General features: G+C 49.8%; 20 protein-coding genes and 1 pseudogene. 13 read left to right on the top strand and 8 right to left on the bottom strand.

The genetic code is table 11. The features are described from left to right. Positions 1-6 precede the first annotated feature (6 nt). The 3 genes and pseudogenes from O4H47_RS13880 to ppk2 form a co-directional block, all read left to right on the top strand. Complete coding sequence (locus tag O4H47_RS13880; protein WP_269394600.1) at positions 7-1,491, top strand: biotin carboxylase; 1,485 nt, start codon at positions 7-9, stop codon at positions 1,489-1,491. Between the two features lie 2 nt (positions 1,492-1,493). Further along, a complete protein-coding gene (locus O4H47_RS13875; protein WP_269394599.1) occupies positions 1,494-2,489 on the top strand; it encodes a C45 family autoproteolytic acyltransferase/hydolase in 996 nt (331 codons plus the stop codon). A gap of 122 nt (positions 2,490-2,611) precedes the next feature. Then, positions 2,612-3,460: pseudogene (ppk2, locus tag O4H47_RS13870) on the top strand (polyphosphate kinase 2); the annotation flags it as partial. A 16-nt stretch (positions 3,461-3,476) separates the two neighbouring features. Here ppk2 and O4H47_RS13865 read toward each other — a convergent pair. From O4H47_RS13865 to O4H47_RS13845, 5 genes are all read right to left on the bottom strand, one after another. Beyond that, positions 3,477-4,718: a cation:proton antiporter gene (locus O4H47_RS13865; protein ID WP_269394597.1), complete on the bottom strand. Its 1,242-nt coding sequence runs from the start codon at positions 4,716-4,718 to the stop codon at positions 3,477-3,479. 44 nt (positions 4,719-4,762) lie between these two features. Continuing rightward, complete coding sequence (locus O4H47_RS13860; RefSeq protein WP_269394596.1) at positions 4,763-5,032, bottom strand: hypothetical protein; 270 nt, start codon at positions 5,030-5,032, stop codon at positions 4,763-4,765. A gap of 51 nt (positions 5,033-5,083) precedes the next feature. Further along, complete coding sequence (locus O4H47_RS13855) at positions 5,084-6,925, bottom strand: Na/Pi cotransporter family protein (protein WP_269394595.1); 1,842 nt, start codon at positions 6,923-6,925, stop codon at positions 5,084-5,086. A gap of 7 nt (positions 6,926-6,932) precedes the next feature. Beyond that, positions 6,933-8,504: an inorganic phosphate transporter gene (locus tag O4H47_RS13850; RefSeq protein WP_269394594.1), complete on the bottom strand. Its 1,572-nt coding sequence runs from the start codon at positions 8,502-8,504 to the stop codon at positions 6,933-6,935. A 477-nt stretch (positions 8,505-8,981) separates the two neighbouring features. Continuing rightward, the gene (locus O4H47_RS13845; RefSeq protein WP_269394593.1) at positions 8,982-10,067 is read right to left on the bottom strand and encodes a hypothetical protein; all 1,086 of its coding nucleotides are present in this window, start codon (positions 10,065-10,067) and stop codon (positions 8,982-8,984) included. A 220-nt stretch (positions 10,068-10,287) separates the two neighbouring features. On the opposite strand from O4H47_RS13845, the gene O4H47_RS13840 reads away from it, so the two are divergent. The 8 genes from O4H47_RS13840 to O4H47_RS13805 all read left to right on the top strand — a co-directional run bounded on the left by O4H47_RS13840 (position 10,288) and on the right by O4H47_RS13805 (position 17,253). After that, positions 10,288-11,577, top strand: a complete 1,290-nt coding sequence (locus O4H47_RS13840) for an NADH:ubiquinone reductase (Na(+)-transporting) subunit A (RefSeq protein WP_269394592.1) — start codon at positions 10,288-10,290, stop codon at positions 11,575-11,577. Further along, positions 11,574-12,410 carry an RnfABCDGE type electron transport complex subunit D gene (locus O4H47_RS13835; RefSeq protein WP_269394591.1) on the top strand — a complete coding sequence of 279 codons (837 nt, stop codon included), beginning with the start codon at positions 11,574-11,576 and terminating at the stop codon, positions 12,408-12,410. The genes O4H47_RS13840 and O4H47_RS13835 overlap by 4 nt, the downstream gene beginning before the upstream one ends. Then, on the top strand, positions 12,403-13,215 hold the full coding sequence (gene nqrC / locus O4H47_RS13830) for an NADH:ubiquinone reductase (Na(+)-transporting) subunit C (RefSeq protein WP_269394590.1): 813 nt from the start codon (positions 12,403-12,405) through the stop codon (positions 13,213-13,215). Before O4H47_RS13835 ends, nqrC begins: the two co-directional genes overlap by 8 nt. After that, positions 13,212-13,874, top strand: coding sequence for an NADH:ubiquinone reductase (Na(+)-transporting) subunit D (locus tag O4H47_RS13825; RefSeq protein WP_419719634.1), 663 nt, complete (start codon positions 13,212-13,214; stop codon positions 13,872-13,874). The genes nqrC and O4H47_RS13825 overlap by 4 nt, the downstream gene beginning before the upstream one ends. Beyond that, the gene (gene nqrE, locus O4H47_RS13820; protein ID WP_269394588.1) at positions 13,871-14,473 is read left to right on the top strand and encodes an NADH:ubiquinone reductase (Na(+)-transporting) subunit E; all 603 of its coding nucleotides are present in this window, start codon (positions 13,871-13,873) and stop codon (positions 14,471-14,473) included. Before O4H47_RS13825 ends, nqrE begins: the two co-directional genes overlap by 4 nt. Further along, a complete protein-coding gene (gene nqrF / locus O4H47_RS13815; RefSeq protein ID WP_269394587.1) occupies positions 14,470-15,693 on the top strand; it encodes an NADH:ubiquinone reductase (Na(+)-transporting) subunit F in 1,224 nt (407 codons plus the stop codon). Before nqrE ends, nqrF begins: the two co-directional genes overlap by 4 nt. 4 nt (positions 15,694-15,697) lie before the next feature. Next, the gene (locus tag O4H47_RS13810) at positions 15,698-16,669 is read left to right on the top strand and encodes an FAD:protein FMN transferase (RefSeq protein ID WP_269394586.1); all 972 of its coding nucleotides are present in this window, start codon (positions 15,698-15,700) and stop codon (positions 16,667-16,669) included. Positions 16,670-16,848: 179 nt separating this feature from the next. Continuing rightward, positions 16,849-17,253 carry a CBS domain-containing protein gene (locus O4H47_RS13805; protein WP_269394585.1) on the top strand — a complete coding sequence of 135 codons (405 nt, stop codon included), beginning with the start codon at positions 16,849-16,851 and terminating at the stop codon, positions 17,251-17,253. Positions 17,254-17,412: 159 nt separating this feature from the next. Here the strand turns inward: O4H47_RS13805 and O4H47_RS13800 are convergent, their stop codons facing one another. From O4H47_RS13800 to O4H47_RS13790, 3 genes are all read right to left on the bottom strand, one after another. After that, positions 17,413-17,979: an MAPEG family protein gene (locus O4H47_RS13800; RefSeq protein ID WP_269394584.1), complete on the bottom strand. Its 567-nt coding sequence runs from the start codon at positions 17,977-17,979 to the stop codon at positions 17,413-17,415. Continuing rightward, the gene (locus O4H47_RS13795) at positions 17,972-18,964 is read right to left on the bottom strand and encodes an NAD(P)-dependent alcohol dehydrogenase (RefSeq protein WP_269394583.1); all 993 of its coding nucleotides are present in this window, start codon (positions 18,962-18,964) and stop codon (positions 17,972-17,974) included. Before O4H47_RS13795 ends, O4H47_RS13800 begins: the two co-directional genes overlap by 8 nt. A gap of 144 nt (positions 18,965-19,108) precedes the next feature. Next, positions 19,109-19,792: a DUF4386 domain-containing protein gene (locus O4H47_RS13790; protein WP_269394582.1), complete on the bottom strand. Its 684-nt coding sequence runs from the start codon at positions 19,790-19,792 to the stop codon at positions 19,109-19,111. Between the two features lie 238 nt (positions 19,793-20,030). Here O4H47_RS13790 and O4H47_RS13785 point away from each other — a divergent pair, with 238 nt between their 5' ends. Then, positions 20,031-21,278: a sensor histidine kinase gene (locus O4H47_RS13785; protein ID WP_269394581.1), complete on the top strand. Its 1,248-nt coding sequence runs from the start codon at positions 20,031-20,033 to the stop codon at positions 21,276-21,278. After that, entirely contained in the window at positions 21,275-21,952 is a 678-nt protein-coding gene (locus O4H47_RS13780; RefSeq protein WP_269394580.1) for a response regulator, read from the top strand. Before O4H47_RS13785 ends, O4H47_RS13780 begins: the two co-directional genes overlap by 4 nt. Positions 21,953-22,002 lie beyond the last annotated feature (50 nt).

Genomic DNA, 22,002 nt, shown 5'->3' with positions numbered 1-22,002 from the left:
ATAGGCATGTTGACTAAGAAAAAAAACAAAACAAAAGCAAAAGTGTTGAAAAACATCTCGGAAATCCGGAGGTTCTTTCACCGTAATGATGAACCCATCTATTTCGTCTCTGCAACCAATTTCAATCTTTTGGGCATTGATGAATGGTGCAAGAATTTCAAATATATTTCGTACATCGACTGCTACGATGGCCGACACCCCAATGTATTTTGCCCCAGCGAACAACCGCACGCAGAATTCACGTCAATCGAAGACATCAACAACTATCTCCTTCAACATAAGGAAGTTATTGACTTCATTAAAAGGCGTGGTGGAAAACCAAACTTTGTTTTCCTTATGTTTGATGAAGAAACTGAACGCCTTGCCGAACAATTGGGCGGCACAGTTTGGTTCCCAAGCGCTGAATTGCGCACAAAGTGCGACAACAAAATTGAGACTGTTCGGATTGGTGACAAAGCCGGCGTCCCTTCTGTGCCCAATACGCTTTCTGAAATAGAAGACTATGACCACCTAAGAGCAGTGTGCGAAAAAGCAAAGCTTGGGCACGATGTTGTGCTGCAGTCGGCGTTTGGGGATTCTGGTCACACCACTTTTTTCATCAAATCCGAAGAGGACTTCCGCAAGCACGAACATGAAATTGTCGGGCAAGGCGAAATAAAGGTCATGAAGCGGATCAATTGTCGTGGATCAGCAATTGAAGCCTGCGCCACCGCGCAAGGAACCATTGTTGGGCCATTGATGACAGAACTCGTTGGTTTTAAAGAACTGACCCCATATCGTGGCGGATGGTGTGGCAATGAAATTCTTGCGACGGCATTTCCAAAGAAAATTCGCGAACGGGCACGTAATCTTACATTCAAATTCGGGGAGCAACTGCGCGCCAATGGATACCGCGGGTACTTTGAACTGGATTTTCTCATCGACAATGAAACAGGTGATATTTGGCTTGGTGAATTGAACCCACGGGTTACAGGCGCAAGCTCTATGACAAACCACGCGGCGTTCGCCCATGCTGATGCACCCTTGTTCCTTTTCCATCTCCTGGAATTCTCTAAACAAGATTTCAAGTTGGACGTGAACGAACTCAATCAACGATGGGCAGATCCCGACATGATTGATGGCTGGTCGCAAATGGTCATCAAACACACCGAAGATAACGTCGACATTATCACACAAGCCCCTGAAACCGGCATCTACAAAATGCTTGAAGATGGCCGTGTGGTGTTCGATCGGTTTGACTATCACCGGCGTGCTGTGGAAAATGAAAACGAAGCGTTCTATCTTCGCATCCAAAATGTTGGCGACTATCGTTATGAGGGCGCCGACCTTGGCATTCTCGTCACAAGAGGTCGGTCCATGACCAAGAATTTCGAATTGAACGATCGGTCACAAAAGTGGATTCATGGGATTAAGTCGGCTTATGCTGCAAATCCGCTGCCAGTTGCCGACGCAGGCCCGGCGGTGGCAGAGCCCGCCTTTAAGATAATGTAGTTATGAAGCACACCATTTGGCGCGCGATATCCGAGCAACAGCCCGGACCGAAATGGGCTGACCTTTTCAAAGGCTATTGGCCGGACTATCGCCGCTGGTGGTTGCGAGAGGGCGAAACCGCGCGCCCAACCTATAGCGAAAGCCGCAATGCTTTGCGCGATCACATGCCCGAATTGATCCCGTTGTATGACGAATTGTGCGAGCTTGCGGGTGGTGGTGACAAGGCGGCCCGTTTCCTAAGCTTTTATTGCCCGCCCCCCTATTTGTCTGGTTGCTCACAAGCCATTTGGCCGGGCGCAGAGCCGGTCCTTGTCCGCAACTATGACTACAACCCAAATGCCTTTGACAGTGTGTTGCTGCACACCAACTGGCTTGGCCGCAAAGTCATGGGTGTAAGCGACGGGCTTTGGGGATTGGTCGACGGGGTAAATGATGCGGGACTGGCCGTTTCACTTACATTTGGCGGGCGAAGAAACGTTGGTGAGGGTTTCGGCATACCGCTGATCATTCGATATATTCTGCAGACCTGTGAAACCGCTGAGCAAGCACGTAAGGTACTCATAAGAGTGCCCACCCACATGAGTTACAACGTAACGGTACTAGACAAAAAACGGCAATATCTCACTGCCATGATGGCACCTGATAAACCCACAATAATCACACATGCAGCCGTGGCAACCAACCATCAAGAAACCGTCGATTGGGTGCACCACGCGCGGTTTACAGCCACTGTCGAACGGGAACGGTTTTTGCTCAACAGGCTAACCCTGCACGTTGACCCAGAAGAAAAATTCATTGGCGCATTTCTGAAGCCACCGCTCTATTCCACAGCCTATGCGCAAGGCTTTGGTACGCTTTACACAGCTGTATATCGCCCCCGCTTGGGTGAAATGGACATTCATTGGCCCGGCGCAATTTGGCACTTCGAAATTAACAACTTCCAAGAGGGATATAGAACGGTGAAAACACCGGACTTTGCCCAAGCCAAAACCTTCTAGCATTCGGGTTTCCCTGCCCAATGGACTACTCATCAAAGCCTTGCGCTTGCACATACATCCAAGATGTTTCCCGCTCTGATAACTTTTCAAAAATGTGGTAACCTCACTTAATTCCACACGGTGAGGATGATTTCATGGCACCAACAAGCGCAAAAGGCTCTACTGATAAACTCAACACCCCATCACAAAAGATATCAAATTCAAAGTACGAACTAGAGTTAGCCAGACTGCAAATCGAACTGGTGAAAATGCAGGAATGGATAAAGCGCTCAGGACATCGCGTGGTGGTCATTTTCGAAGGGCGAGATGCAGCTGGCAAAGGTGGAACCATTAAGCGGATTACCGCTCCACTTAATCCGCGCATCGCCCAGGTTGTGGCCCTGCCCGCCCCCACAGAACGCGAAAAGAGCCAGTGGTATTTTCAACGTTATGTTGCCCATCTTCCCGCAGCAGGCGAGATGACGATTTTTGATCGATCTTGGTACAACCGCGCTGGTGTCGAACGCGTTATGGGTTTTTGTACCGATGAGGAGTATCACGAGTTTTTCCGCAGTTGCCCAGAGTTCGAGCGCATGCTCGTGCGGTCGGGAATTCAAGTGATCAAATATTGGTTTTCAGTTTCAGATGAGGAACAAGAACGACGGTTTCAAAAGCGATTGAATGACCCGACCAAGCAATGGAAGCTCAGCCCTATGGATTTAGAAAGCAGAAAGCGTTGGGTCGACTATTCAAAGGCAAAGGACCACATGTTTGTGCATACCGATATTGAAGAAGCGCCTTGGTACGTTGTCCAGTCGGACATCAAAAAACATGCACGCATAAATTGTATCAGCCATCTTTTGTCTCAAGTTCCTTATGAAGACTTAGCGCCAGCCCTTGCAGCACTTGAACCACGCCCTGAACAGTCTGATTATGAACGTCCGCCCATGGACACACAAAGCTTCGTGCCAGAAGTCCATACCAAACTATAGACGAGTGGCTCTTCAGCTAGCGTTCATTCTTGAGGCGATGTTTACGTCGCAATAAAAAGCGCAGCACCATCGGCGCCAGCGCGGTATTAAATAGCGCCATCAGAATGAGTGCGGAAAAAAGGTGCCTAGCGATAGGGTCGGCAGAGGCACCGTTAATTAGCCCTGAGCCAAGCGCAATCGACATGACCACAATCATGATTTCACCGCGGGGGGCAAGTCCCACACCAATGATTGCCGCCTCCTGTTTTGTATATCCGACAAAACGCGCTGCTAGTCCCCCGCCCAACACCTTGCTGGCGAAAGCTACAAGGCTCAAAATCAACAAGAACACCGGTATTTCAAAAATCGCAGTCAAATTCGCCTGCAGCCCAATCCATGCAAAGAACAAAGGACCAAGAATGCCTGCAGTTAGTGCGTTGAGGATTAAACGCATACTTTCATAAGGTTGTTTGCCAATTTGTGTTTTCTCCATAAAAAGGCCAGCCATAAACGCACCAACTGCCCAATGAAGACCAAGTGTTTCTGCAAGAAATCCATAAGCCAATCCAACAATTACCAACGCACTAAACTCGATGGCTGCAGACTGATTGCGCTGCATGCGTTTGCTGATGTGGGGATAAACATGAACGCCAAGAAGTCCTGTCACAACAAAAAACAGAATAACTTTCGCTAGCATTATCGCAAAAGCATAGGTGTCCGGCAATTCGCCAGTTGCAATCATGGAGCTGAGCAACGCCAGCAGAAATAAACCAAAAATATCATCAAACAACGCTGCGGTTATCAAAACCCTGCCTGACTCTGCATTCAGCAAACCAAACTCTTGAAGAAGCTTGGCGGATGCAGCAATGGCAGTAATTGAAATTGCCACTCCAACAAGGATAGCCTGCGCGGTGCGTTGCGGCCCTTCTTCCAAAAAAACAAATCCCAAAATGATGCCCGCCACAAGGGGCAAGACAACTCCCCCTACAGCTACAACAAAGGACTTGCGAGCGTCGCGCATTGTGTCGGCCAATCGCATTTCCAAACCGGCCATCAAAACAAGAAAGAAGATACCAAGTTCGGCGACTTTGGCCAAAGCCTCGTTGTGAGCGAGATTTGCAACAAAGGGTTGGTGCGGGCCGGTTACAATTGCGCTTAGAACCAAAACCATGCCTGCGATCATTTCGCCAACTGCGGACGGTAAACCCGCACGGTGCGATAGCGCCCCAAAAAGCCGGGCGGCAAGCAGCAGCACCAAAAGCGCACCGATTGTTTCCATGATCCATCTCCGCCATAACAGATTTGCAAGCCATCAAAGAATTGCTACGAATTTGGTTTAGCGCTGTCGCTCTCACGAACATGTTCCAAGAGCCATTTTGCACGCTTGATCTGCTCTTTCGTCATCGCAAGCTTTTGCTCAAGCCGTTCTTTTTTTTCAGCTTTTTCTACAACTGCAATTTCATCCTGAAGGCTTTCTTTCTTAGCCTTCAGTTTTTCAATAACTCTGACAACATGACTTGGCTTGATCTTATCGGTTCTGCCAGCTTCAAGCTTTTTGTAATACTTTTTTAGTTTTTCAATTGCTTTGGTCAACGGTATCAATCCTCTTCTAGTGAGATCATATCGCACCACGTTGAAACAACCTCAGTCCATTTTACCTGTTTTCAATTTTGCAGCGACTTCTGACGCGTAAGCTTCTAACTCATCATCATCCATCGCTATGATTTGCTCAACTTCCGCCACGGCACTATCATGTTCAACATATATCCCGCGTGCGGCTGCAATGAGCTGACGCATTGCACCGTAGGCGTAATTGCTATCATTCAAAAAAGACGTGGCTTCGGCGGCGCTGACTTTTCCGTCCCTTATCAACCCTTCCACGCGCTGGCTCGTGCGCTGATAATCACTTTCGATATTCGTACGTTCTTCCTCCAACCACAAGTGGCTGCGCGTCTCTGGAGTCGCCTGTTCAAGCTTCTCGATCTGCACCAAAATGCGAGCAATTTTTGTGCGTAACTCATTATACAATTCCGACATTTCACCCTTGTGACGCCGGGTATACTGGGATGTATTGCGCCGCATGTGCTTTATGTCTTTGACTGCACGAACAATTCGCCGAGACACGTCGCGTAACTCGTAAACCCGTGAAGTGACATCTGCAGGCAATTCTCTACCTGTCGCGCGTGTTGAAAACTCCAAAATCGCAGAGTAGAGCGTTTTAACTCGTTGCTCGTAACGCAGGTCAATATCAATTTCGACTGGCTTGTTGCTAGTAGAAACCAAGGCCGCAACGTCTTCTGCTTTAAACAGTTCTGTGCGGTGAATATTTAGCCCGTGGGTGATCAATTCAACAGCATTGTCGTAGAGATGTTTCACCTCTTTGCGCAACGCGTTCTCAATCGTATCCGGAAATTCCTCAACGGCATCGGACAAGTATTTTGGCAAACTTAAATCCGTTGCAGGTTCAGCAATCATCCGCTCTATAACCACAATCAATCTCGTCATGAGCGGCAACATGATCGCAACGCCTAAAACGTTAAAAATCGTGTGAAACACTGCTAACTTCAACGCAAAATCGTCATCAGCAATACCAACCAATTGACTAACAAAATCAACTGAATCCCTGATTTGGCTGATAAAGATCAGCGCGACTGCGGCGGTAGCGGCATTGAATATCAAGTGCGCCAGAGCCAGCCTCTTACCTTGATAGTTTGCTGTCAAAGAACCAAGAATTGCGGTGATGGTTGTGCCAATGTTGGCGCCGATTGCGAGCGCCAACGCGTTCTCATAAGAAATCTGTCCTGAAGCCAAAGCTGTTATGATGAGGACCATCGTTGCATGGCTTGATTGCATGACAACCGTAGCCAACGTGCCAACCAGCGTATAAACGATCAACCCCAAAACACCGGTGAGGGCATATTGGATGAGATCGAATGAATCCCTGAAAGTCTCGAACCCCAGTTTCATATAGTGAATGCCAAGGAACAAAAAACCTAACCCGGCAAGCGCATACCCTGCTCCGCGAAGATATTTTGATTTCTGAAAAACCAGAACGACACCGATCGCTAGAAGGGGCATCGCATAGGCCGATATGTTTGCCTTAAGGCCCAGTCCTGCAACCAACCACGCACCAGTGGTTGTGCCGATATTTGCGCCGAAAACTATACCAACGCCTGCCAATAGTGTGATTAGTTCGGCGCTCAGGAACGAAATTGTTATTACTGAAACCAGCGAACTGGACTGCATGAGGGTTGTGGAAACAATCCCAAATAACAGCGACCTTGGAACAGACTTGGTGGCTTGTTCCAGAATGCGTTCCAAAAACCCACCACTAAACAGTTTGAAACCATCTTCTAGCATCAGCATGCCAAAAAGGAATATGGCAACACCTGCCGCTATTTGCTGAAAATCAGGACTTATCCAAAACCCAGCAATCAGAATTCCAATTATGAAAGGCAGCGCCAGGCGTTTCAATGATATTTTCATTTATCGCTCATGGCAGCAGAATACCTCGCAAGAGGAAATAGAATGTTGCAGCCAGCAGCGCGGAAGCTGGTACCGTAATGATCCATGCAGAAACGATTTTTAGCAATGCGGAACGCTTCACCAAATGGCGTTTTAATGCCTTTTGTAGTTCCTTGCGTTGAGCGGCAGAAATAACAGCTTCCGATCCCATTTTCTTCAACTCCTCCAACAGCCGAACTTTGGCCTCTGGCGGGGCATTTTGAAAACTATGCATAACCCTTTCTACTTCAAGAAAATCCGCTTGGCCCTCGTGACTTGCGATCACGTTTTCAACAACCCGCCCCAAACGTTTCTCAAGATATTCTCTTAGAAAACCAACCCCAAACACCGCGCCAAGCGCCACGTGGGTAGAACTGATCGGCATGCCCAATTGACTGGCAACAATAACCGTAATGGCAGCTGCAAGCGCGATACAAAAAGCACGTGAACGGTCCAACTCGGTGATCTCGGACCCCACCGTTCTAATCAATTTGGGGCCAAAAAGAGCAAGACCAACAGCTATCCCCACTGCCCCAATCGCCATAACCCAAAGAGGTATAGCGACTTTTGCGCCACCATTGCCTTCAGTCAAAACATCAACAACACCTGCCAATGGTCCAACTGCATTGGCCACATCATTCGCCCCATGGGCAAAGCTAAGCAGCGCAGCAGAAAAAATCAGCGGTATCGTGAACAAACGATTCACGCCATCTCGATCCTGCGTCATATTTGTAGCGGCCCTACGGACAATTGGCCTGATGGCAACCCAAACAACCAAGGCAACTCCAAATCCAACGATCAACGCAAACACAAAATCGACCTTGATGACCTTACTTACGCCTTTCAGAAAAAGGTATGTCGTAAAAGCCCACGCCATTACAGCGATCATCCAAGGCACGACGCGCTTTGCAGCTTCAATTGGATCCGCCCTGAAAAACACCAACTTCTTGAGCGCAAACAAGAACCCGGCAGCCACGATGCCCCCAATTACTGGCGAAACAACCCAGCTCAGGGCAATTTTCGCCATGGAATCCCAGTTCACGATTCCCCAACCACCGGCAGCGATACCCGCCCCCATCACGCCCCCAACAATTGAGTGTGTCGTTGACACCGGGGCGCCAAGCCAAGTCGCCGCGTTCAACCAGATCGCAGCCCCCATCAGCGCCCCCATCATCACCCAAACGAAAACGTTCGGATTATTGATATCAGCTGGATCGATGATGCCTTTTTTTACTGTAGAAACGACGTCTCCGCCCGCCAAAAGCGCGCCCCCCGCCTCAAATATCGCAGCAATTATAATCGCGCTGGTCAATGAAAGTGCAAAAGACCCAACCGCTGGCCCAACGTTGTTGGCGACATCATTTGCACCGATATTCATCGCCATATAGGCGCCAATAATTGCCGCTGCTATCAACAGGTAGGATTGTTCTACATGCGCAAAATTGCTGCCTGTGTAGATGACAACGATGACCACAAAAATAGCAGCAGTACCAAATCGCCCGAGTTCTGACCGACTGATGTTCGTTGCCCGCTCAGTTTTCAAATAATCTTTGACTTGCACTCATGCGCTCCCCGACGGAATCTCGAACTTTGGATTGGCAAGACAGCAAACCCCTGTCATCCAATGGCGTCGAAAAACTTGGTTCAAATACGATTGCTTCTAGTTGCCGCGTTTATAATGATGTTCTAACCTTTGTGCCATGCGCGCGGTCAAACTACTTGTGGGCAAATTCCGCAAAAAAGAGCAAGCGACGCTATCCCCGACGAACGCGGTGCCGGTGAGCAAAACTCGTTTAGTTCACCGCGTTTGAAAACCATGTTTGTTCAAAATGTCGGCTTACCTAACTTCACAGTTCTCGCTCACAAAGAACCAAGAGCCACTTCAGTTTTAGCGCGAATTCAGCAAAAGATGTTTACGCGATTTCATTCGGTCAAAACTGGCCCGCTCATCTTGTCTTATCAGTGCAAATTCAAACCACCGTCGCCATCAGAGAAGAGTGATAACCCCGGTAGTTTCAGCCGGGGTTATCACGCGTGACTAGGGTCGAACCAGACCTTCTGATGTTGCACCAAGCGGCTCACTCAGACTTTCAATGCTGTCATGGAGCACTTGCAACGCATAATGGGGGTTGTGCGCATATGCGCCTTTGTCTTTTGCGACATATTGATAATTGTAGGCCGCCTTCAACATGCGCGGTGTCCAAGACACATAGCTGTTTGAACGCGTTGCTTCACCCTCGTCAACAACCCCATTTTCGTTTGTATCGTTAAAGAAATAGGGGTACGCATCTGCGTACAAAACTGGCTTTTTCGTCACCTTGCTCGCATATTCAATCACCATGGATTTGAGCGTCGCGTTAAGGCTGGCGATTTCGTGATAGATTCCTTCTTTTACATCACCATCGCCATCAAAATCTGCTGGTGAGATGCGCATCGCTTTAGGGTCTTCGGTTTGATGGCACGCAACACATTCACTTATTTTGATTTCCAAACTGTGCGGATCGTGACAATCGCTACATTGAGCGAAAGTCGGCACGTGCGCAAACCGGCCAACATATGATTTTCCAGGGTATTCATACGCCCCTTTCACTTCAGTTCCGTAAAGCGTGGCAGCCGCAGCCGCATAATGTGGGTTTAGGAAAGTCAGCTCGGGGTTGATCTCATCTTCCCCTGTATCGCCAACGGCGCGCTGCACACCAATCGACGATTGACGCCCCTGGTGACAAGTTAAACAGGTGGCATGCGGTCCAGCATCTGAAACAACCAGCCCCGATGGAAACACGATGCTGTCAATCTCATCAATCCCCTCTCTATGGCACGTCACACATTCCACCGTATCGCCGGTTGGAATGGGTTGGGCGATAACGCCAGGTTCGCTGCCATCAAAACCGTGAAACGCACTAAACCCTGCGCCTGAGTGACACTTCGCACAAGCGGGCGGAATTTCACCGGCCTCATTCCAATAAGAGAAAGACAAGGACGACGCGTCGCCATGCCCTGATCCTAGCCACTTTTCAACAATTGAATTTACCGGGTTCGTTTGCTGCGCAAGCGCTGGAAGCGTAGCACCGGCGACGCCAAGAAACACAGCAATTGCCAAATAGACGGATTTAAGTTTCAACATGATCCCCTCCTAAATATCAGACAAATCTACGCCGAGTGGCGGTCGTTGGGTTGATTCAAATCAACAAATCAAGCCAACATGAAAGATAATCTAGCACAAACACGCGCTGCAATGATTTGTGAGAAAGAAACCAGAGCACAAAGACGTTGATTTGCACGTACGCAATGCAGAAATCACGAAGTGAGCATTTAGCTGGTACTTCGGTTTATTGGATTATTTAATGTCATCTCTAGTATCCGATGAAATTGGCGTAAGCACTTTAAAACTCCGTGCAGGTTTGGACGTTGATTTGGCTGGTCAACCAAAACAAGAGATCAGCGCTGGCGCTGCAATTAGTGAAGTTGGCGTCATGGGAAGTGACTTCCCAGACATTCGCCCAAAACTCTGCGTAGCGGTCGGCGACAAAGTGCGTACAGGCGATACCCTTTTTGTAGATCGCAAGCGCAACCAGATTGCCTTCACCGCCCCCGCAACGGGCACAATTGCGTCAATTTCTCGGGGACGCCGACGAACGCTGGAAACATTGACTATTTCAGTGGAAGAAGAAAACCCGAAAGAATTTCCTATTTCAGATGGCAAACTCACCCCAGAGAGCGTGAGATCGCTATTGCAAGCGAGTGGATTATGGGTCGCATTTCTAACACGTCCATTTGGTCGCATTCCGGATCCAGCTGCTGTGCCTCACGCCATATTTGTGACCGCCATAAACACAGACCCCTTAAGCGCCGACGCCGCGGTTGTGATGGCACCTCAACACAACAATTTTGTTCAAGGACTGGAAGCCTTAAAAACACTCACAAAAGGTCCAGTTTTCGTTTGCCAACAATCTGGCGCACAATTTGCGCAAACAGATGAACAGATCAAAACGGCATTCTTCGACGGTCCCCACCCTGCGGGATTGGCAAGCACGCACATTCATCACTTGATGCCCGCATCAGAGCGCAGAACGGTCTGGCATATTGACTTCAGTGATGTAATCGCCATCGGCCACCTTTTTGGCAAAGGACAATTATTGACAGAACGCATCGTCTCGATTGCGGGAAGTGGAGTTCGTCACCCGCGGCTGATCAGAACACGGCTCGGCGCGCAGCTTAATCAACTCCTCGATAGGGAGACGACAGTGGGTTCGCGTGTTATTTCAGGATCGGCATTGTCGGGGCGCGTTGCCACACATTTAGGCCGCTATGACACCCAAGTTGCCGTATTTGACAGCACCCGCAGCGCTAAAAAACCTACGTTTTGGTCTCGAGCACTGAGTTTATTGCCGAACGGTTCGGTGGGGCCCACGATCCCCTCAGAGGCACTCGATGCCGCTTTGCCGTTCGACATTCTTGCCACACCGCTAATGCGCGCACTTAGTGTGGGCGATATCGAAACAGCCATTCACCTTGGATGCCTTGAATTAATAGAGGAAGACGTGGCGCTACTCTCCTATCTTTGCCCTAGTCGGGCAGACTATGGGATGTTGCTAAGGCATATCCTTGATGAGATCGCGGGGGAACAAGAATGAAAATCCTTCACCCCGGCGCCGCCCCCGAGCACCCTTTGGGCCCGCATATCAGAGGTACATGGGACGCAAACCGCATTGCAGCGATCAGTCTTTTGGCCCTAATTCTGCCGACAAGCCTATTCCTGTTCGAAAATGGTCTAGTTGGGATCACAAATATCGCACTGGCAGTTATTCTCGTAATGGGCTGGCAACTGCTATTTGCCATTTTGAGACATCGAGCATTCACTTGGGACGGCGTTGGAACAGCTCTCATCTTCACCATCTTAGCGCCCCCATCAACCCCACTTTGGCAACTGATTTTTGCGATTACATTTGGTGTCGTCTTGGGTGAACAGATTTTTGGCGGTCGAGGCCGAAGTTTTGTTAATCCCGCGACACTTGCGTTGGCGTTCTTGTTTTTCTCTTTTCACGAACCAGCATCCGATCCCGCTGGCATCAACCTAATTGCCGCGGTGGTGCCAGGCGCGATATTGCTCTTGCGTCTCCGCTTGCTCTCTTGGCGCACACTTGTTGGCATATCGCTTGGATTATTTGGCGCAGCTATGTTGGCAAGGTCAGCCTTTGACAGGGAGCAACTGCTCAGCGGCTCGTTGATTTTTGGTTTGGTGTTCCTTGCCTGCGATCCCATATCCTCCGCCTCAACCAACTTAGGGCGATGGCTTTATGGCGCATTAATCGGCACACTTGTTGTGGTTTTGGGACAGACGGGGGCCGGGCCAGGGTCCGTCAACGCCGTGGTGTTTGCCGCGTTGCTTGGCAGCATATTTGCGCCGTTGATCGATCACACCGTGGTGACACTGAACGCACATAAAAGGAGAAAGCGACATGGTTGAACTTAATCCAATCATGTGGTGGCGACGCCTGCTTTCACTTCCGAATGAAAGCCGCACAAAAACCTTTGCCGTTGCTTTCCTTGTGGCCTTTTTTTCCGCCATTGCGGTTTCCGTTACAGCCGTGGCTCTTCGCCCGATTCAGCAAGCCAATCTGGAGCGGCAAAGAACCGCGCAGATGGAAGCGATGATCTCAGCCTTGCCCGGCATGGCCGATATTCTGCGTGAAGCAGGTGCTGACACAATGGAATCCTTTCTTGTGGATTTTGCGACCGCCAACACCGCAACCAATGTAAACCCGGCAAGTTACAATTTTCGAGATGCCATGACAGACCCAGCATCAAGTATATCGCTTTCTCGCGACGTCGACACGGCTGGTATTGGTCGTCGCCCAAACTTGATGCCAGTATATATGCTGCGTTCAAAGGGCGAACTGGCACTTGTTGTGTTGCCTGTTTATGGCACAGGCTACCAGTCCACAATTCACGCCTATCTCGCCTTAAAAGGCGATCTAAATACCGTCGCAGCCCTACAGGTATACGAACAAGGCGAGACACCGGGCCTAGGTTCGCGCATCACCGATGCCGCTTGGCAGGCGCTTTGGCCCGGCCGCAAAATTGCGGATGATGACGGCGTTATAAGAATATCTGTCGTTCGGGGAAGCGCGACAACCGTGTTTGAAGTCGATGGCATCACCGGTGCAACGCGCTCAACCACTGGGGTCGCCAATCTCCTTCATTTTTGGCTCGGCGACCTCGGCTATGGGCCGTTTCTGACCCGCCTTAAAAGGGGAGATCTTGAGACATGAGTGGGGGAAACATGAAAACTTTTCTGACACAGTTGCTCGACAACAATCCGATTACGTTGCAGATTTTGGGCATTTGCTCTGCGTTAGCCGTCACAACTTCACTGGGTACCGCACTGACCATGAGCGCCGCTTTGACCGTCGTTCTTATGATGTCGAACGGCACAATTAGCCTCATCCGCAATCACCTTCCCTCGTCAATACGACTGATCGTGCAAATCACAATCATCGCTTCGCTGGTTATCGTTGCAGATCAAATCCTATTGGCCTTTGCTTTCGAGATGAGCCAGCGATTGTCTATATTTGTTGGGCTGATCGTGACCAACTGCTTGGTGTTGGGCCGCGCTGAAGGCTTTGCCATGCGCAATCCGATATGGCCAAGTCTGTTGGACGGTTTAGCGAACGGGCTTGGCTACAGTGCGGTTCTGATTGTGGTTGGTACAATCCGCGAGCTTCTGGGAACCGGTATGTTGCTTGGCCGAACTATTTTGCCAACTGTTGAAACTGGAGGTTGGTTTGAACCTCTCGGACTAATGCTACTGGCCCCCAGCGCATTCTTTATAATTGGCTTGTTGATTTGGGCGATCCGCACCCTACGCCCAGCGCAAATTGAAGAACCTGAATTTCGCATCCGCACAACCGACGTCTCGAGGACATCATGATCGATCTGTTCCAGCGCGCGATTTTCGAAGAAAACCTTGCGCTTTCTTTCTTCCTGGGCATTTGCACGTTCCTTGCGGTTTCAAAGCGTGTTGATACAGCCGTAGGGCTCGGCCTTGCGCTCATAGTCGTGCAAACGATCACCATTCCAGTCAATCATTTGATCCTGGTGCTATTGCTCAATAAAGGCGCTTGGGCTTGGGCAGGCTTGCCAGATATGGACCTGACTTTCCTTAAATTGATCAGCTTTATTGGCGTCATCGCAGCCATGGTTCAAATCCTTGAGATGGTACTTGATCGCTTTGTCCCAGTCCTGCACCGATCACTGGGGATATTTCTACCGTTGATCACAGTGAATTGCGCAATTTTGGGCGCCAGCCTGTTCATGGCAGAACGCCAATACAACCTAGAAGAAAGCATGGTCTACGGTTTGGGCAGTGGCATTGGGTGGGCACTCGCCATCGCAGCTTTCGCTGCTATCCGGGAAAGGCTTCGATATTCGGACATTCCAGCGGGTCTACAAGGGCTTGGCATTGCTTTTATCGCCACCGGGTTCATGTCGATGGGCTTTTCAGCCTTTGTCGGGGTAAGGCTGCCATGAACGAAATCATTTTCGGCAGCCTCGTCTTCGTTGCGATTGTCTTAACACTCACCCTGATCGTAGTGTTTGCGCGGTCAGTTTTGATGCCTTCTCACAAAGTCCTGATCAGCATTGTGGACCAAGAACCACTTCTGGCAAAAGCGGGCACGCGTCTGTTAGAAGCACTTGTTGACAACGGCATCAAAGTCCCTGCCGCCTGCGGTGGTGCAGGCACCTGCGGTCAGTGCCGCGTCACTGTCGCTGCAGGCAGCAGCGCTGCGTTGCCAACCGAGCGAGCAAAACTGACACGCGAGGAAATCGCCAAAGGATTGCGACTGAGCTGCCAGCTCACTTTGCGCAATAATCTGAGCCTGAAGCTGCCAACCGAACTGCTTCACGCACAAAGCTGGGAATGCACTGTTGTTTCAAGCAAGACAGTGTCTCCTTTGATCCGGGAGATCATCCTTGAACTGCCAAAAGATGAGGAAATCGCATTTAGCCCAGGCGCATTTGTCCAAGTCACATCGCCTGCCTACGAACTATCTTTCGCGGACTTTGACATCGCACCCGAGCATCATAACGCTTGGCAAAATCTGGGTCTTGGAAAGCTTAGCGCACAAAGTGATATCCCCGTCTCGCGTGCCTATTCAATTGCCAACACCCCAGAGGATGGAAAGCGACATATTGTGCTGCTGATACGCTTGGCGTTGCCGCCACCTAACATGAAAAGCGCATCCCCCGGCATTGTCTCCTCTTTTTTGTTTGGGCTAAAACTTGGAGACAAAGTCTCCGTTGCCGGACCGTTCGGTGATTTCAGGGCGAACGATAGTGATAAAGAAATGATCTTCATTGGTGGTGGAGTGGGCATGGCGCCCCTAAGAGCCATCATTACAGAACAGATTGAGCGATTGGGAACCACTCGTCGCATGAGTTTCTGGTATGGTGCGCGCAGTGGTGTCGACCTTTTTTACCAACGCGAGTTCAACCGCTTGCAAGCAAACCACGATAGATTCCATTGGACCGTTGCCCTTTCCGATCCTTCACCCGTTGAACAATGGGATGGTCCGACCGGTTTCATCCACGATGTGGTTTTCGATCGCTACCTCAAAGAACATCCAGCGCCAGAAGACTGCGAGTATTATCTTTGTGGCCCCCCTCTCATGATCAAAGCGGTGCTTACAATGTTGGACAACGTCGGCGTAGACCCAAGCAATATATTCAACGATGATTTTGGGAGTTAGCAAGATGAAACAGACAAGGCGGAGCTTTCTGTTGGGCGCTGGCGCTCTGCTCTTCACACCATACGCTGCGCGCGCAATCAGTAGCACCGCGGTTATAGAGGGACCGGCCTTTGGTGCGTCCTGGCGTCTGGTTTTGCCAGCAGGGATCGATACATTCGAATTGCAACATCAACTCCAGGCCATAATCACATCCGTGGATGCAACCATGTCTCCCTTTCGGCCCGATACTGAAATATCGGCCTTCAACAACTCACATCATTCAAACTGGACACCCTTGTCAAAAGGCCCCAGCCGCGTTCTTGGCGCCGCATTAGAAATAGCACGCGAAACCGACGGAATGTTTGACCCCACCATAGGCGCACTTGTGGGAAGGTTTGGCTTTGGCCCCATCACCAGACCTTCACAAGGCAACTACACAAACATCTATCTAGAAAATAGTCGCTGCAAAAAGGACTATGCGGACATGTCCCTTGATTTGTGTGGCATTGCCAAAGGCTACGCGCTGGACGAGATGGTTGCAGTTCTTGATTTTGCCGGTGCTAAGAATTTTCTCATCGAACTAGGCGGAGAAACCTTTGCTCGGGGATCGCACCCAACCGGTCGCGCTTGGTACGTGGGGATTGAACGGCCGCACTCCCAGCCCGTTGCATTTCAACAATTGGTGACGATTGATGGTCATGCATTGGCAACATCAGGCGACAGTGTGAACAGCTATATTGTGGAGGGGCAACGTTATAGTCATATTATGAACCCGCGCACTGCAAAACCTGCCAACGATCGGCTGGCATCCGTAAGCGTATTGGCCACAACCGCCATGCGCGCAGATGCACTTGCCACAGCACTCTTTGCAATGGGTGCGGATGCCGGGCCACAATTTGCGGACAAAACAGGTATTTCCGCACTGTTTTTACTGCGAGACGGTATTGATTTCACCCAAACCACCACCGGCGCCTTTGCCAATCAATTTCTGACTTGAGGTGATGCTATGGAAATATTTGTACCGACTTTCCTTCTCATCCTTTTGTGCATGGGCGGCCTTGCTGTTGGGATATTGTTCCGGCGTCCGCCGCTTAAGGGCTCTTGTGGCAGCGCTGCGTGCCTAAAATCGGTACAATGTGCATTTTGCAAACAAAAGAGGGGCCAAGGAGACCGATCATGAAAAAAGGGCGCCGAATTTCCGATTATATGACAACAGAACTAATGACGCTTTTGCCTGACACAGAGATCGTCCACGCGGTGAGCTTTTTACTTGAAAAGAACATTTCGGGCGCACCTGTTGTGGACGCCAACGGTCAGCTGGTTGGTGTTTTATCGATGAAAGACTGCCTGAAAGCAGCACTCAACGCCAGCTATTACCAAGATTGGGGCGGCGCGGTTTCAGACTATATGAGTTACCCCGTCGAGACGCTGGAGGCGGACTTGGACATTGTGGAAACCGCTGAACACTTGCTCTCTAGCCATTTTAGACGGTTTCCTGTTCAACGTGATGGACACTTGGTCGGGCAAATTAGCCGAGCAGATGTTCTAAAGGCATTGGTCGATAACTGGAGTTACCAGTAAAGCGCATTACGGCAATAACCCCTCGCGCGCTCATGAATTGGAAACTGCGGACATGGCAGAGGCGAAGGCCGTGCCCCAAATACCACTGCGATTGCAACCAATTACAGTTTCGCCGCAGCAGCTTCGACAAGGGGAACAGCGTTGCTCGTTATGCAAAACCTACACCAATAGGCCAAGGCACAAATATCCAGCCATACCATACATGGCCACCAGACTTACGCTCATGAAAAATCCTCTTAGATTGCTCCTGCCTTGCAAGCTGGCAAATGTATACCCAAGACGACCAACGCCAAAACCTAAAATCCAAACGTAGGCTGCAAGTTGCGATGGCGTGACCAAACAAAAGATTGTTGCAAGCACCGCAAAATAGACCGTATTTTCAGTCGCATTTCGATGTGAGTTGTGGCGTCGTTCAAGCTCTAGCCACCCCTCGTCAGAAACATCTTCTCTTTTTACACCAGCTTCTTTCCATTCCTCTCTGGAGGCATACATATGATGTTTCATGCGGGTGATTTCGGTGCTGTTCATCAACCAAGTGTGATTGATCACCAACAGAGTAGCTGTAATGATCAACGGTACCAAGACGGCTTTTAACGGAAGGGCGACAACAATGGGGGAAACGCCAAAAGCGAAGAGGTTGAGCAAGATGCCACCCAAAATCAAGGCTACGGGGTATCCCAAGATAATTATTGTAAATCTGCGAACTCGTTTTTCAGCTTCAGTCATGTGTATGCTCCATCTCTAAGCCAACATTTCCGGTTTTTCGACCGGTTTGTACATAGGAGTGTGCCCGCGCAATCTGCGAAAGTGGGAACACCTTATCTACGATTGGGTTAATTTTTCCGTCCAAAAACCAGTCGCACAAAATGTCGTAATCGGTTTGATTGGGTTTGGATGTGCCGAAATAGTGGCGCTTGTTGCTGTTCAACTTAGAAATCAAAGACCAAAGGAAGTCACGCGCCGAAAGGCTTAGAGACAAGTACCGCCCACCTTCCGCCAAAACCTGCCAACTTGCGCTTGCGGGCCTATTGCCCACAGCATCAAATATCACATCATATGTTCGATCGGACAACGTGTAGTCTTCGCTCGCGTAGTCGATGACTTCATCAGCACCGAGGGCGAGAACAAGTTCTTTTTTGCCCTTGCTGCACACCCCTGTCACATGTGCACCCAAGAGCCCTGCTATCTGAACGGCCATTGTGCCACATGCGCCACCGGCACCAATGACCAAAACGCGTTCCCCTCCCCTAAGATTTCCAATGTCTCTCAAAGTCTGCAACGCGGTCATGCCCCCAAACGAAAACAGGGCCGACTTGGTCATGTGATCTAGAGTTGGAAGCTTACGCATAATAGAGTTTTCACCAAGTGTACGGTACTGCGCATTGGAGCCAAAACTTGCACGCCCGCAAACAATGTCACCCGGCTTAAACCGCGTTACACTTTTGCCAATGGAAACAACCTCTCCTGCAAATTCGTTGCCAAGAATTTCGTGTTTCATTTTAAAAAAGCCGAGCATTAAACGCATTGGCAGCCAAAATAGCCAAGGCACATCATTGCTGCGCAAAAGCACATCTGCGGTGGTAACTGAGCCACAGTGTACTTTCACCAACACTTCCGTCGGCGAAGGCACGGGCATTGCACGTTCTTGGACAACCAACACTTGCGGCGGACCATACTTTGTGAAAATCGCAGCTTTCATGTGACCAGCCATCTTCCGGCCCTGTCGGAGAGTGGCCCCGACACATGCCAGAGCGACATGTGGAGGGTTTCAATTTTACTCATGCTGATTGCTGTCCTTGTCTTGCCGAAGGGAAACAAAGTGATGCCACCCGGGCACACTGAAAATAGATGGGTATTAGATCGAAGTGTCTGCGCCTTTGCGCACCCCAAAAATCAGCAACCAAAGCGTAAAACTTGCTTCTCCAAACCACAGGTAATCGACAAGGGCGAAATGTATGTCCAACTGAAGAATGAAGACAAAGGCATCAACAACATATGCAAGACCCGACACGAGCAAAAGCACGCCCAGAATTCTTGGGAAGAAACCACTTTTGTAGGTCAGTATTCCCAAGGGAAAGAGCCAAAGGCCCCAAAAAATACCGGCAACCATGGATGTATATTTCCAAAGGTCGAGCGAAACCTTAGTGAACAGGATCTGTTGCGCTAAAGGAAGTACCTCTTGTGCCCCCATCTTACTAAACAAGATCGATGCACCTATGCCTACCGAAGCCACCAAAGAAATCGTTGTACCAATCAGCAGGAGCGCAACCATAAAGCCAGACAGAATGCGGCCAGTACCCCGAAAAAGCTCATACAATGAAAGCACCAAGGCGATTGCGATTATATTCATAACAAGCGTTGCCGCATTGCCGCTGCGGAACAAAAGCTCAAATGCTCTGATGTTTTCCATCGTGGCGGCAGGGTTGTCCGCAACAATCGTTACAGAAGGCACATAGGCGAGCCCGAACATACCGACAGGGATAAGTAAAAAGTAGAAAAACCCGGCCCAGCGGGCGCTGTTGTTTAGTGTACCAAACATGTGGTGGTCCTTTTGTAGGCTGCACGAGAATTGATGGAACCGATTGAAAGACCCGTTCCGATCCTTGCAAAGATAGTCGCTTTAGGGAGTTCTGACTTCGCCCCAAGTGATGAGTTTAAACTCAGTCAAAAGACTGATTTTACGGGGTCGCTCCACTCACCTGTCCCCCTTTTGACGGAGGCCGTGCTTAACCCTAAGAATGATGACAACCATCAGCGCCACATGGTAGTGAGATACAATGGAAATCAATGCTCAAACCGTTTCAAAAAACCCGAGAAACAGTATAACAAACGCACAAATCGTCGGCTCAAAACGACCAAGTTCCGAAGATGAACGGCGGCGGCTGCTTTTGGATGCCATTCTGGCCGTGGCGGTGTTGTTCGCAACCATTTTGATGGCCACCGGATATGACGATCAGCCCTTGATCGATTATTCGCCTTTAGACGTGCCGATGGCTGCGGTATTAATCTTTACATTTACTAGCGGTACGCTGATGTGGCGACGAAGGTTTCCAATTACCGTCCTCTTTGCAGGTCTTACCGCTTCTGGCTTAGCCATATTTCTGGGGTATTTTGAAGGGCCACTGATTGCAGTTTTGGTCGGACTCTACGGTGTCGGCCGCCTTGTAAAGCGGTCGGATCATAGTTTTTTGGGGCTTTTTTTTACACTTGTATTTGTTGCAATATCCGCAACGAATGAACAGCATAGCAATGGTATTCTCTGGGTTTTCGTTCAGCTTCTGTCTGTCGTTTTGGTCTGGTATGTTGGGCGTTTTGTGAACGTTCGCGCCGAAAACAGGGCTTTAGTTGCAAAACAGGAAAAGCAAGAACAACGACAACGTACAAACGAGGCGCAACAAGCAGTAGCAAATGAGCGAACACGAATAGCGCGAGACCTGCACGATATCGTAGCGCACCACGTCAGTTTGATGACGGTGCAGGCCGCCGCAGCAAGAACTATTGCACAAAAGGACCTGCCGCGTGCAATCGATGCTATGGAAGCGGTTGAACAGGTCGGGAGAGAAGCACTAACCGAGTTGAGGCAGCTATTAGGCGTTTTGCGGCTGGGGAATGAAAATGATGCACTTGATCCCCAACCTGGGCTTGATGATGTGCCTCGACTGGTTGAACAAATGCGAGATGCAGGGCTTCGCATAGACTTGCAAATTGAAGGCAACTCAGAAATGCTAACCAAAGGAAGCAACTTAGCGGCCTATCGCATTATCCAAGAGGCCCTGACAAACGTGCTCAAACATGCAGGGCCAAAGGCAACATCAAAGGTCAGTGTGATCGTAAACCAAAGCAGCACCGAAATCACAGTTTGCGATGATGGTGTCGCGTCAGCGAATGTGTCCCGTGTTGGGCACGGTCTCATCGGTATGGCGGAAAGGGCGAGCCTATTGGGGGCCACCTTCAGCGCTGGCAAACGTTCTGTGGGCGGATATGAGGTGCGCGCCTGCTTGCCACATCCCCAACTCGCCTCATGACTATTCGTATTATCGTAGCAGACGATCAGGCATTGGTGCGCAGCGGATTTGCCATGATCCTTGGCAATGAAAATGATATTGATATCGTTGCAGAAGCGGGAACGGGAAACCAAGCTATTGCCCTAACGAAAATCCATAAACCAGACATTGTGCTTATGGATATTCGTATGCCAGAAATGGACGGCCTGTTGGCCACCGAAAAGATAGTGCAAGACCCAGAATTGGCCGCTCGTGTGTTGGTGCTGACAACTTTTGACCCAGACGAATACATCTATAGGGCACTGCAAGCAGGTGCCAGTGGCTTCTTGCTCAAAGACACGCCACCGGTGGAACTAATTAGTGCAGTTCGAACGATTGCCGGGGGTGGTGCTTTGCTTGCCCCATCCATTACCAAACGCCTTATCGGTAGTTTCGCAAAGCGAGGATTTATTGACGAGCGGATCGCAAAGCGCCTTGAAAGACTTACAAACCGAGAAAGAGCAGTATTGACGGCCGTTGCGCAAGGGCTCAGCAATCAAGAAGTCGCAAGTGAACTGTTCGTTGAAGTCGCTACGGTAAAAACACACATTTCAAGCATCCTGAGCAAACTTGGTTTGCGCGATCGCACCCAAGCAGTCATTTTTGCTTATGAAAGCGGACTAGTTGAAACAGGAACGACGAGCCATGGCTACTAGGGTTTAAGAGACCTTTCCAGTTTGGGCGTCATTGGTTCAAAACCGGCAAG

The organism is Maritalea porphyrae, from assembly GCF_027213965.1.
GTDB classification, from domain to species: domain Bacteria; phylum Pseudomonadota; class Alphaproteobacteria; order Rhizobiales; family Devosiaceae; genus Maritalea; species Maritalea porphyrae_A.
This window is presented reverse-complemented; position numbering and strand designations above follow the sequence as displayed.